Here is an 11,676-nt window from a genome sequence, read left to right as displayed (position 1 = left end):
TGGCACACCCGGCAGCGGGACGCACGTCACCGGGACACCACCTGACGCGGTGACAGCCGGCGCGGGGACACCTGCCACCGGCACACGCGACACGGACAATCCGACATCGAGGCAGCGGGGCCGGACCCCGCACGCCACCGGCTCCAGGGCACCGGGTGACACCGGTGCCCTTGGCACGCCGGGGCATGCTCGTGGGGTGCCCGGGCCGCCGCTGCGCCGCGCCTACCGCAGGGTGCGCGGCAAACACGGCCTGCACCGGGTGCACAGCACCTACGGCGACAAGGCCGCCTGGTACCTGCCGCTGGCGCTGCTGATCGACGCCGCGGGCATCGCGCTGCCGGTGCTGCTGGTGCTGCGGCACTTCCGCCAGCCCCACCCGCTGGCCTGCGCGGTGGTCACGGCGGCTGCCTGGCTGTCCATCCGCGCGGTCCGCCGCCGGTACGCGGCCGATGTGCTCGGCGAGAACCGCGGGGTGCTCGCGGTGCTCGCCGACTGGCTGGTGCTGCTCGGGGTGCTGGCCGTGCTGCGGACAGCCTTCGGGGAGATCGTCGAGCCCTCGCGGGCGCTGCTCGGGGTGACCGCCGCGCCGGTGCTCACCGCGGCCGGCCGCGCGGTCACCCACCGGCACCTGATCGCCGACCGCCGCTCGGCCCAGGCCGTGCGCCGGGTACTGGTCATCGGCGAACCGGCCACCGCCGACCACGTGGTCGGCCACCTCGCGGCCCGTACCGAGCACGCGTACGTGGTGGTCGGCGTGGTCCCGGTGGGCGGCGCCCGGCTGGCCTGCGGGGCACCCGTGGTCGCCCGGCTCGGCGCGATCGACCCGCCCCAGCCCAGCGGCGACTCCGCCCTCGTCCTGGGCGCGGTCCGCGAGGCCGACGCCGAACTCGTCCTGCTCGCGCCCGGGCCGCGGCTGTCCGCCGAGCGCCTTCGCCGCCTGTCGTGGGCGCTGCACGACGCCGGCATCCCGCTCGCGGTGCTGCCCGGCCTGGTCGACGTGGCGGTACGCCGGGTCCAGCTCGACGCCCCGGCCGGCCTCGCCATGCTGCACATCGCCCCGCCGATCCGGCGCGGCGCCCAACTGGCCCTCAAGGGCGCGCTCGACCGGACCGGCGCCGCCCTCGGCCTGCTGCTGCTCGCCCCGGTCCTCGGCGCGATCGCGCTGGCCGTCCGCCTCACCTCGCCCGGCCCGGTCTTCCACCGCCAGACCCGCTACGGGCGGCACGCGGCACCGTTCACCATGTGGAAGTTCCGCACCATGGTCGCCGACGCCGAGGCCCGCAAGGCCGAACTCACCGGCGCCAACGAGAACGACGGCCTGATGTTCAAGATGCGCCGCGACCCCCGGGTCACCCCGGTCGGCCGCTTCCTGCGGCGCACCTCCCTGGACGAACTCCCCCAGCTCTTCAATGTCCTCGCCGGCACGATGTCCCTGGTCGGCCCGCGCCCGCCGCTGGCCGACGAGGTCGCCCACTACGACGAGGTGGAGCTGCGCAGGCTTTCCGTCAAACCCGGGATCACCGGGCTCTGGCAGGTCAGCGGGCGCAGCGAGCTCTCCTGGGACGAGACCGTCGCCCTTGACCTGCGTTACGTCGACAACTGGTCCTTCACGGTCGACGTCGACGTCATCGCCCGCACCTTCCGGGCCGTCGCCGACGGCCGGGGCGCCTATTGAGTCGCAGCCGCACGCCCTACCAGCGCGCAGGCGTGGTGGAATGCGGAGAGGTGGTGGCCCCGGTTCCGACGGGGCCACCACCCTCTGTCCTGTCGACCCGGCTCCGTCAGGCCGGTTCCGCCGGGGTCAGCCGGCGCAGACGGTCACGTGGACCGTGTCACCCGCGTGGACGACCGTCGGGGCATGCGGCGAGACTGCGACGACCGTGGCCTGCTTGCAGCCGGCCACCGGGGTCCGCGAGAAGTCGGGGGTGAGCCGGAGCTTGACGAGCGCCGCCCTGGCCCCGGTCGAGCTCACGCCGGCCAGCGGGAGGGTGACGGTCTTTCCGTTGCTGGAGCCGTACAGCACGGTGGTGCCGTCGGCGCCGGCGGTGGAGGTGGCCGCGGCGGCCGGACGCGCGGCGTGCGAACCGCCGACGGCCCCGGCGGCCAGCGCGGTGCCTCCGCCCACCACGACGAGGGCGGCGGCGATGCCCGCGACGGCCGTGGCCCGCTTGCGGCGGGCCCCGCGCGCGATGGCGGCCGTGTCGAAGTGCGGCGCGTCGGAGCCGCTTGCGAAGTCGTTCATGGCGTTCACCAATTCCTGCTCGAAGGGGGAGTACCCCGTGCCGGCGGAAGGCCGCGAACTCTGTGAACTCATCGGATTCCTTCCGTGGGCCGCTGTGGTGAAGGGCCGGAGAGTGCGGGGAACTGGCCTCTGAGCTTGTCGATGCCGCGAGCGAGCTGGGAGCGCACCGTGCTCGGTGAGATCCTCAGGTCGGCCGCGATCTCGTCGTCCGACAGGTCATGGAAGTACCGGAGTACCACGACCGTCCGCATGCGCATCGGCAGACCCTGGAGGGCCCGGACCAGCTGGTCCCTCGTGTCCACCTGCCCGTACTGGTCCGCGAGGGCGGCACGGTCGCCGCCGTCCTGGTGCGGGACCGTGCGGCGGAACCTCCGCCACCGGTCGTTGGCCAGGTTCACCATGATCCGCCGCACGTACGCTTCCGGAGCGTCCTTGGCGGCGATGGTGCGCCACTTGCGGCAGGCCCGCTCCAGGGTCTCCTGGACCAGGTCCTCCGCGGCCTCGCGGTTTCCCGTCAAGACGAGGGCCCCGCGGAACAGTACGGCCGACCGGGCGACGACGAAGCCGTGGAAGTCCTGGAAGTCGTTCTCCGACTCCGTCGGCCCCGGCTCGCCGCGTCCGGTACGGACATCGTGCTCGGTTGCCAGATCCACATCTCCTCCCTTCCTGTCACCCCTCCTCGACGGGAAAGCGGTCTCGTGTGCTGCACGCGCATCGTGAGACCTGGGTCACAGTGACGGGAGTCCGGATGGCGGCACTGCCTAGGGCGCGACTTTTTCCGACGCGTCCCGCCACTCGCGATACACCGAGGCAATGCCCTCGCGCAGTGCGACGGCCGGGCGCCAGCCCATGTCGTTCAGCCGGGAGACGTCCAGCAGTTTTCGGGGCGTGCCGTCCGGCTTTGACGTGTCCCAGGAGATGGAGCCCTCGTAGCCGACGACGTCGCGGACGGTCTCGGCGAGGTCGCGGATGGACAGGTCCTCGCCGCAGCCGATGTTGATGGGTTCGTCCTGGTCGTAGACGCGCAGCAGAAGGGCGAGAGCCGAGGCGAGATCGTCGACGTGGAGGAATTCACGGCGGGGGGCGCCGCTGCCCCACAGGGTGACCGTGGGGGCGCCGGAGCGCGCGGCCTCGTGGAAGCGGCGGATGAGGGCCGGCAGGACGTGGGAGGTCGCGAGGTCGAAATTGTCGCCGGGGCCGTAGAGATTCGTGGGCATGCAGGAGATGTACGCGGCGCCGTACTGCCGGCGGTAGGACTGGATCTGCACGACCCCGGCGATCTTGGCGACGGCGTACGCCTCGTTGGTGGGCTCCAGCGGACCGGTGAGCAAGGAGTCCTCGCGGATGGGCTGTTCGGCCAGCCGCGGGTAGATGCAGCTCGAGCCGAGCAGGAGGAGGCGGGGCACGCCGGCCGCGTGGGCGCCGGCGATCACGCTGAGCTGGATGGCGAGGTTGTCCTCCAGGAACTGCACGGGCTTAGTGGAGTTGGCCATGATCCCGCCGACCCGGGCGGCGGCCAGCACCACCGCGTCGGGCCGGGTGTCGCGCAGATACGCGGCGGTGGCGGCGGAATCGCGCAGGTCGAGGTCGGTCCTGGGGCGAATGAGCACCTCGTGGCCGTCGGCGGTCAGGCGGCGGGCCACGGCCGAACCGACCAGTCCGCGGTGCCCGGCGACGAATATCCGCGCCCTGGCCGGGAGGAGATCTGTCATGCTAAGTGATTCTGCCAGCACTCTGCGTCCGCCCGGAGGGTGACGGCGTGGTTTCCGGCCGGGTGGCGTGACGGCGCAAGCGACCGCATCCGGAGGGACCTCCCGTGGCCAAGACCGCCCTCATCACCGGCGTGACCGGGCAGGACGGCTCGTACCTCGCCGAACTGCTGCTGTCCAAGGGCTACACCGTGCACGGCATCGTGCGCCGCTCGTCGTCGTTCAACACCGAGCGGATCGACCACATCTACCAGGGCCCGCAGGAGCGCGACCGGTCGTTCGTCCTGCACCACGGCGATCTGACCGACGGGGTGGCGCTGGTGAACCTGCTGCGCGACCTGCTGCCGGACGAGGTGTACAACCTGGGCGCCCAGTCGCACGTACGGGTCTCCTTCGACACGCCCCTGTACACCGGGGACGTGACGGGCCTGTCCACGCTGCGGCTGCTGGAGGCGATACGCGCCAGCGGCTGCGAGGCCCGGGTCTACCAGGCGTCCTCCTCGGAGATGTTCGGCTCGGCCCCGCCGCCGCAGAACGAACGCACCCCCTTCCACCCGCGCAGCCCGTACGGCTGCGCGAAGGTCTTCGGCTACTGGACAACCGTCAACTACCGCGAGGCGTACGGGATGTACGCGGTCAACGGGATCCTGTTCAACCACGAGTCGCCGCGCCGGGGCGAGACCTTCGTCACCCGCAAGATCACCCGCGCGGTGGCCCGGATCAAGGCGGGCCTGCAGAACCGGCTCTACCTCGGCAACCTCGACGCGGTCCGGGACTGGGGCTACGCGCCGGAGTACGTGGAGGCGATGTGGCGGATGCTCCAGCGGGAGGAGCCCGACGACTACGTGGTGGCCACCGGACAGGCCGCGACGGTACGGGAGTTCGTGGCGTACGCGTTCGGGCACGCGGGCCTGGACTGGACCGAGTACGTGCGCTTCGACCCCAAGTACCAGCGGCCCAGCGAGGTGGACGCGCTGATCGGCGACCCGGCCAAGGCCCGCGACCTGCTGGACTGGCAGGCCCGGGTGAAGGTGGCGGAGCTGGCCCGGATCATGGTGGACGCCGATGTCCGCCGGGTGGCCGACGAACTCGCGGGCGCGACCGTACGGATCGACCGGTGAGCCGCGAGCACACGGACGGCGCGAACCGTACGGACGGCGCCGCGAACCGTACGGACCGGATGCCGCTGGTGGTGATCATCCCGACCAGGGACGAGGCGGAGAACATCGCCCGGGCCGTCTCCTCGGTGATCGGGGCGGTGGCGGCGGTGGTCGTGGTCGACTCCCACTCCACCGACGACACCGTGAAGATCGCCGAGGAACTGGGCGCGCAGGTGGTGCCGTACGCCTGGGACGGCCGCTACCCGAAGAAGAAGCAGTGGTGCCTGGACCAGGTGCGCACCGACATCCCGTGGGTGCTGTTCCTCGACGGGGACGAGACGGCGAGCGCGGAACTGCTGGCCGAGCTGCGGGAGCGGTTCGCCGCCGGGCCGCCGGCCGAGGCCGCCTTCGACGTGCGGCTGGGCTACTGGTTCGGCGGCCGGCGCCTGCGGCACGGCCACACCATCGTCAAGCGGGCCCTGCTGGACCGCACCCGCTGCCGCTTCCCCGAGCCGGCCGACCTGGACGCGCCGGGCATGGGCGAGCAGGAGGGCCACTACCAGCCGCTGGCCGAGCCGGTGGGGCGGCTGCGGGCCACCATCGAGCACGAGGACCTGGACCCGGTGCGCACCTGGTTCGACCGGCACAACCGCTACTCGGACTGGGAGGCGTGGCTGGAGCTGAACCCGGCGGTGCGCGAGGACATCCGGCGGGCCAAGACCCGGCAGGGGCAGCTCTTCCACCGCGCGCCGTTCAAGCCACTGGTGTCGTTCCTCTACGCCTACGTGCTGCGGCGCGGCTTCCTGGACGGCCGGGCCGGACTGGACTACGCGCTCGCGATGACCTTCTACCGCTGGCAGATCGGGATGAAGACCCGGGAGCTGCGGCGGGGCGGGCGATAACGGACGAGGGGCCGCGCAGGTATGAGCGGCGGGGCTCAGCGGCGGGCCCGGGACCGTACCTCCTCGTACACCTCCAGCAGCCGGCCCACCACCGCGTCGATCGAGAAGCGGTCGCGGACCAGGTGCCAGGCGGCGGCCGAGGCGCGTTCGTTGGCCGCGGGGTCGAGCAGGTCCAGGACGGCGCGGGCGATCAGGGGGCCGTTGTCGGCGTCGGGGCGGCTGTCGGTCAGGCGCCCGGCGCCGGCCGCCTCGATGTCCGGGGACAGGCCGCCGGTACGGGTGGCCACCACCGGCAGGCCGACGGACATCGCCTCCAGCAGCGAGACGGCGAAAGGCTCGACGACGGACGGCAGCACGTACACATCACTGCGGCGCAGCCGGTCGAGCACCTGCGCGTGGCCGAGCGGCCCTGCGTACTCCAGGGCCGGGCCGACGCCGAGCCGCTCGGCCTGGCGGCGCAGCTCCGGGGTGAGCGCCCCGGTGTCGGGGCCGGCCAGGACGAAGCGGGCGCCGGGGTGGCGGGCGAGCACGTGCGGGACGGCGGCGACGAAGTCCTGGGGGCGCTTGCGCTGCTGGACCCGGGCCAGGTACAGGACGGTCGGCGGGCGACTGGTGCGGGCGGGGCGGCGGTCCTGGAGGGCGACGCCGTTGACCAGGCGGTGGAAGGTCCGCAAGCGGGTGCCGGGCACCACGGCCTGCACGCCGTCGCGTTCCTCGGCGGTCAGGTGCAGGATCGCGTCGGCGCCGCGCAGCACCCGCTTGAGCGCCAGTACGTCCACCGCCTTGGCGAACGCCTTCTCGGTGGGGTCGATCATGCCGTGCGTCTGGAGCACCAGCGGCACCCGGGCCCGCAGCGCGGTCAGCGCGAACGGCAGGGTGATCAGGTCCCGCATCAGGTGGACGTGGACCACGTCGGCGCCGCGCACCAGGCGGCCGGCCCGGGCCAGCAGCGCGGGCGAGGTGATCCCGCTGACCTCGAAGGCGGGCAGCACATGGCGGGCCCGGTGCAGGAAGGACGGCACGCCCTCGACGCTGCCGGGCAGCGGGCCGGGGAAGCCGTCGCCGAGGGTGGCGATCCGGGCGTCCACGCCGCGTTCGCGCAGGCCCCGCGACAGGTTCAGCGCCACCCGGGTCGGGCCGCCGAAGTCGTTGGTCGGCGTGTGCAGCGTGACCACGTGCAGGACCCGCACCGCCGTGTCCCCTCCCCGTCCCCCGGGGTTCCCGTCCGGGCCCGCCCGCGGGCCCTTCCGCCCCCGTCGGCCCAGCCTATCGGCGTGTCCCCGGGCAACCGATGAGATTCGCGGAGCCGATCCGTCATAAGGAGCACGCGGGGATCCGCCCCGCGCCACAGACGGAGGAGGCAGTGATGGTCGCCAGGGGTTTCACCACGTCCCTGTGGTTCGACGGGCAGGCCGAGCAGGCCGCGGACTTCTACCTGTCGGTGTTCAAGGACGGCGAGAAGGGCCGGGTCGGCCGCTACAGCGAGGCGGGTCCCGGTGAGCCCGGCTCGGTGCTGGCGGTGGAGTGGACCGTCAACGGGCAGCGGTTCGTCGGCATCAACGGCGGTCCGCAGTTCCACTTCGACGAGGCGATCTCGTTCCAGATCCACTGCGAGGACCAGGAGGAGGTGGACTACTACTGGACCAGGCTCATCGAGGGCGGCGGCTCGGAGGGGCCGTGCGGCTGGCTCAAGGACCGGTTCGGGGTGTCCTGGCAGGTCGTGCCCTCCATGCTGATCGACCTGATCAGTGACCCCGACCCGGCGAAGGCCACCCGCACCACCGAGGCGATGCTGAAGATGAAGAAGCTCGACATCGCCGAGCTGCGCCGGGTCCACGACGGCCTCTGAGCACTCGTACCCGAGCGCGCTCCCGGCCCGCCCGTACGCCCCCGGACCGGCACCACCCGCCCCTAGACTCACCGGCAGGCGGGACCTCACCACGAGGCGCGGGAGGGGGCGGTGGCGTGGCGGTCGGGGCGCCGGGCGCGGTACGCGGACTGCGGACGCCCGCAGGGACGGGCTCCGGGGTGTCCCGGGCCGCGCTGTCCCGGGCGCTGGCGGTGCCGCTGGTCGTCGGCCTGGTGGTCGCCCTGCCGGGTTATGTGACCGCGCAGGCCGGCACCGGGCAGCGCGACACCGGCTTCTGGCTGCAACTGACGCTGACCGTCTACGCCGGGGCCCGGCTGTCGGCGATGGTGCTTACCCGCCGAGGGCGCCTGGTCCAGGGCGCCTTCTGGCTGTTCTGCTACGTCGCGATGGGCGTGGCGCCGCTGACCCAGGCGGTGATCGGGCAGGTGCCGACCCCGGTGGTGGGCCCGCCCTCGGACACCACCTGGGCGGTCGCCCTGGTGCTCATCGGGTGCGTGGCCTTCGACGCGGGGGCACTGCTGGCCCGGCACCGGCCGGCCCCCCGGTGGCGACGGCCCCGCCCGCCGGCGTCGGTGTCGCGGCGGCGGCTGTGGCTGCTGGTCGCGGTGGCGTACGTGGGCGGCGTCGTGTCCATCGTGAAGCTGGGCGGGCCCGCGGTGTTCTTCACCAGCCGGCAGGGCATCAGCGACTCGGTGCGGGCCAGCGGCCTGACCGGCGCCGCGGGCACCAGCCAGGTGGGCGCGGCCCTGGTCCGCGGCTTCGGCACCGTCCCGGCCCTGCTGGCGCTGCTGATCCTGCTGCGCTGGACGCTCACCTCCAAGGCCGCCCGCCGCAGCCCCGCCGCGGTGCTCGCGCTCGCCGGGCTGGTCGTGCTCAACGTGATCGTCAACAACCCGATCTCCAACCCCCGTTACTGGTTCCTGACGGTGGCGTTCGCGCTGGTGTTCACCGCCTTCCCGCGCAGCCCGGCGGTCTACCGCGCGGCCCTGGTCACCGGGGTGGTCGCGGCGCTGCTGCTGTTCCCGTTCCTGGACCGCTTCCGGTACGACACCGGCGCCACGCACCGCGCCCGGTCCACCGGTTCGGTGCTGGAGCCGCTGACGCTCAAGGACTACGACCAGATCGGCATGTTCGCCAACACGCTGACCTTCGTGAAGTCCGGCGCCGGGCACTCCGACGGCCGCCAGCTCGCCTCGGACGTGCTGTTCTTCGTGCCGCGGTCGGTGTGGCACGGCAAGCCGCTGGACTCCGGGGTGCGGGTCGGCCAGTGGATGGGGATGACCAACACCAACCTGTCCTCCCCGCTGTGGGCCGAACTGTGGCTGGACTTCGGGCCGCTGGGGATGACCGCGGGCTTCGTGGCGGTCGGGTACGCGGCCGCGCGCACCGACCGCCGCTACGCCCGGCGCACCCTGGAGGAGGGCGGGCCGGGCGCGCTGGCGGCCGTGGTGGTACCGGTCGTGGCCGGCTACTCGTTCATCCTGCTGCGCGGGCCGCTGCTCCAGGCCGCCGGGCGGATCGGGGTGGCCGCGGTGTGCCTGCTGCTGGTGACGACCTTCACCTCCGACCGGCGGAAGCTGCTGCGCTGACCCGCTCGCGGCGGCGCACGGCCTTGGCGTTGTGCCGGATCACCACGATCCGCCACCACAGCGCGATCGCCTTGAGCGCCGAGCCCAGGCACAGCCCCCAGGCCGCGCCGAGGACGCCGTCCAGACCGTAGCCGGCCAGCATGAAGACGACCGAGGCGAGCGAGAAGACCACCTGGATCGGCAGGGTCGCCCGGGGCTGGAGCACCCGCAGCGTCAGCAGCGCGCTGGTGCCCAGCGCGATCCCGGCGTATTGGCTGCCGGAGGCCGGCAGCAGCGCGGAGGAGGCGGCCCAGGTGTCGCCGAGAAGCTGCCGGCCGGCACTGTCGGGCAGCGCCATCAGCAGCACCGTCCACGCGGCCGCCGACCAGGACAGGGCCGCGCCCAGCACGGTGGTGGCCCGCAGCTTGTCGTCGGTGTGGTCCACCCGGGCCAGCAACGGCGGGCCGAACGCGGTCGCGGAGTTGTAGAGCACGTTCATCGGCCCGTACAGGGTGGTGGCGCCGCGCAGCGCCCCCACCGCCAGCGGGGCGGCGACGAGGCCGAGCCCGATGACGGCGAGTTGGCTGGTGGCGTTGCCCACCCCGAACTCGATCACGAACCGCTGCCCGAGGTGGCCGCGCCGCAGGTACGGGCCCAGGTCCGGGCGGGTGCCGGCGATCCGCGGGCGCAGCAGGACCAGCCCGGTCAGCAGGGCCGGCAGCGCGGACAGCCCCCACACCCCGACCAGCCGCACCGCCCCGGCGCCGTGCGGCTGAACGGCCAGCGCGGGCACGGCCACGAGCAGCCGTACGGCGTCGGTGGCCAGGGCGTACTGCGGCAGCCGCAGCGCGGAGAAGCAGTAGCGCATGCCGTCCTGAGTGAGCACGATCGGCAGCACCAGGCCGAGTACGGCCAGGCCGCGCGCGGTGGGTCCCGGCACCAGGTACAGCACCATCGCCATCGTCACGCCGATGACCCCCGAGGCCAGCGCGGTGAACTCCACCGCCGAGCGGCACGCCGCGCGCACCCGGGCCGAGCCCCGCTCCAGCACCAGGGCCTGGCCGACGTACGACACATTCATGCCCAGCAGCACGGTGAAGACCATGTAGACCATGGAGAACACCGAGAACGCCGCCGCCGAGGAGAGCCTGGCGGCCATCACGAGGACGGCGATGTTGGTGATCGCGGCCACGCCCTGATCGGCGACCGAGCTGATGATGGCCGAGCGGGTGCGGATGGTCTCGCCCGCGGCGGGCTGCGGGTCAGGTGTTCCGGGAGCGGTCGGTGCGGGTGGGCGCGGGGCGCCGGCGGCGGTTTGGGGCCGGTCGGTGCCCGGCGGTCGCGGGTCGGCGCCGGCTGTCCGCGGGCCGGGGAGGGCGGCCGGCCCGCCGGGGGCGGCGGCGCGCGGATCGTAGCTCACCGACCACGGATCGACGGTGTCGGCGGTGCGCGAGTCGGTGCTCACCAGCCACGAGTCGGCACCGAACGCCCGCGGATCACCGATCCGGGCCGTGGCCTGCGGGTCGGTGCCGCCCGGGCGCGCTTCCGTCTGCGGCTGCCACGCGTCGGTGCCGTTCGTCCACGGTGCGGCGACAGCCGGACGCGCCGGGGTGCTCGCGGGCCAGGAACGGGTTGCGCCTTGCGCCTGCCCGGTGCCGTTCGTCCACGGCTCGGCGGCGGTCGGGGCCACGTCGGTGCTCGCCGGCCCAGGACCGGTTCCATCCGATGCCTCGGCCGCGCCGTACGCCCAGGACTCGGCAACGGACGCGGACGCGTCGGTGCTCACCGGCCCAGGACCGGCCGTATCCGGCCCGTCGTCCGTGCCGTACGTCCAGGACTTGGCAGCAGGCGAGCCCGCCTCGGTGCTCGCCAGCCCAGGACCGGCCGCATCCGCTCCATCGTCCGTGCCGTACGTCCAGGACTTGGCAGCAGGCGAGCCCGCCTCGGTACTCACCGGCCCAGGACCGGCTACATCCGGCCCGTCATCCGTGCCGTACGTCCAGGACTCGGCGGCAGGCGCGGGCGCGTCGGTGCCCGCAGGCCGAGGACCGGTGCCATCCCGCCCCTCGCCCGCGCCATACCTCCACAGCTCGGCAACGGGCGGGCCCGCCTCGGTACTCGCCAGCCCAGGACCGGCCGCATCCGCTCCCTCGTCCGCGCCGTACGCCCAGGACTCGGCGGCAGGCCCGGGGGCGTCGGTGCCCGCAGGCCGAGGACCGGTGCCATCCCGCCCCTCGCCCGCGCCATACCTCCACAGCTCGGCAACGGGCGGGCCCGCCTCGGTA

10 protein-coding genes are annotated in these 11,676 nt (G+C 73.6%); 5 read left to right on the top strand and 5 right to left on the bottom strand.

Going from position 1 to position 11,676, the window contains the following annotated elements; translation table 11 throughout:
- The first annotated feature begins 232 nt into the window (after window positions 1–232).
- Window positions 233–1,675 carry a sugar transferase gene (locus tag ITX44_RS12455; protein ID WP_307795267.1) on the top strand — a complete coding sequence of 481 codons (1,443 nt, stop codon included), beginning with the start codon at window positions 233–235 and terminating at the stop codon, window positions 1,673–1,675.
- A 126-nt stretch (window positions 1,676–1,801) separates the two neighbouring features.
- On the opposite strand, the gene ITX44_RS12450 is transcribed toward ITX44_RS12455, so the two are convergent.
- The 3 genes from ITX44_RS12450 to ITX44_RS12440 all read right to left on the bottom strand — a co-directional run bounded on the left by ITX44_RS12450 (window position 1,802) and on the right by ITX44_RS12440 (window position 3,954).
- Window positions 1,802–2,314 carry a hypothetical protein gene (locus tag ITX44_RS12450; RefSeq protein WP_205357224.1) on the bottom strand — a complete coding sequence of 171 codons (513 nt, stop codon included), beginning with the start codon at window positions 2,312–2,314 and terminating at the stop codon, window positions 1,802–1,804.
- On the bottom strand, window positions 2,311–2,895 hold the full coding sequence (locus tag ITX44_RS12445) for a SigE family RNA polymerase sigma factor (RefSeq protein WP_372440893.1): 585 nt from the start codon (window positions 2,893–2,895) through the stop codon (window positions 2,311–2,313). Before ITX44_RS12445 ends, ITX44_RS12450 begins: the two co-directional genes overlap by 4 nt.
- Window positions 2,896–3,003: 108 nt before the next feature.
- The gene (locus tag ITX44_RS12440; RefSeq protein ID WP_205357223.1) at window positions 3,004–3,954 is read right to left on the bottom strand and encodes a GDP-L-fucose synthase family protein; all 951 of its coding nucleotides are present in this window, start codon (window positions 3,952–3,954) and stop codon (window positions 3,004–3,006) included.
- Between the two features lie 104 nt (window positions 3,955–4,058).
- Here ITX44_RS12440 and gmd point away from each other — a divergent pair, with 104 nt between their 5' ends.
- Together gmd and ITX44_RS12430 are read left to right on the top strand one after the other, a co-directional pair.
- Window positions 4,059–5,072: a GDP-mannose 4,6-dehydratase gene (gene gmd / locus ITX44_RS12435; RefSeq protein ID WP_205357222.1), complete on the top strand. Its 1,014-nt coding sequence runs from the start codon at window positions 4,059–4,061 to the stop codon at window positions 5,070–5,072.
- Window positions 5,073–5,131: 59 nt separating this feature from the next.
- On the top strand, window positions 5,132–5,953 hold the full coding sequence (locus ITX44_RS12430; protein ID WP_205357553.1) for a glycosyltransferase family 2 protein: 822 nt from the start codon (window positions 5,132–5,134) through the stop codon (window positions 5,951–5,953).
- A gap of 35 nt (window positions 5,954–5,988) precedes the next feature.
- Here ITX44_RS12430 and ITX44_RS12425 read toward each other — a convergent pair whose 3' ends face one another.
- A complete protein-coding gene (locus tag ITX44_RS12425) occupies window positions 5,989–7,143 on the bottom strand; it encodes a glycosyltransferase (protein ID WP_205357221.1) in 1,155 nt (384 codons plus the stop codon).
- 176 nt (window positions 7,144–7,319) lie between these two features.
- Here ITX44_RS12425 and ITX44_RS12420 point away from each other — a divergent pair, with 176 nt between their 5' ends.
- A complete protein-coding gene (locus tag ITX44_RS12420) occupies window positions 7,320–7,802 on the top strand; it encodes a VOC family protein (RefSeq protein ID WP_205357220.1) in 483 nt (160 codons plus the stop codon).
- A gap of 116 nt (window positions 7,803–7,918) precedes the next feature.
- Window positions 7,919–9,412 (top strand): hypothetical protein, encoded by a 1,494-nt coding sequence (locus tag ITX44_RS12415; protein ID WP_372440892.1) that lies wholly within the window; start codon window positions 7,919–7,921, stop codon window positions 9,410–9,412.
- On the opposite strand, the gene ITX44_RS12410 is transcribed toward ITX44_RS12415, so the two are convergent.
- Window positions 9,381–10,628 (bottom strand): MATE family efflux transporter, encoded by a 1,248-nt coding sequence (locus tag ITX44_RS12410; RefSeq protein WP_205357551.1) that lies wholly within the window; start codon window positions 10,626–10,628, stop codon window positions 9,381–9,383. The genes ITX44_RS12415 and ITX44_RS12410 overlap by 32 nt on opposite strands.
- Window positions 10,629–11,676: the final 1,048 nt, after the last annotated feature.

Origin of the sequence: Actinacidiphila acididurans (genome assembly GCF_016918855.1) — a bacterium.
Lineage (GTDB): Bacteria > Actinomycetota > Actinomycetes > Streptomycetales > Streptomycetaceae > Actinacidiphila > Actinacidiphila acididurans.
Note: the sequence above shows the minus strand (reverse complement) of the source record. Positions and strands in the feature narration are given on the sequence as shown.

Coding starts and splice junctions, on each gene's coding strand:
- ITX44_RS12450 (WP_205357224.1), bottom strand. CDS start 2,314: ATGAGTTCACAGAGTTCGCGGCCTTCCGCCGGCACGGGGTACTCCCCC.
- ITX44_RS12430 (WP_205357553.1), top strand. CDS start 5,132: ATGCCGCTGGTGGTGATCATCCCGACCAGGGACGAGGCGGAGAACATC.
- ITX44_RS12420 (WP_205357220.1), top strand. CDS start 7,320: ATGGTCGCCAGGGGTTTCACCACGTCCCTGTGGTTCGACGGGCAGGCC.
- ITX44_RS12440 (WP_205357223.1), bottom strand. CDS start 3,954: ATGACAGATCTCCTCCCGGCCAGGGCGCGGATATTCGTCGCCGGGCAC.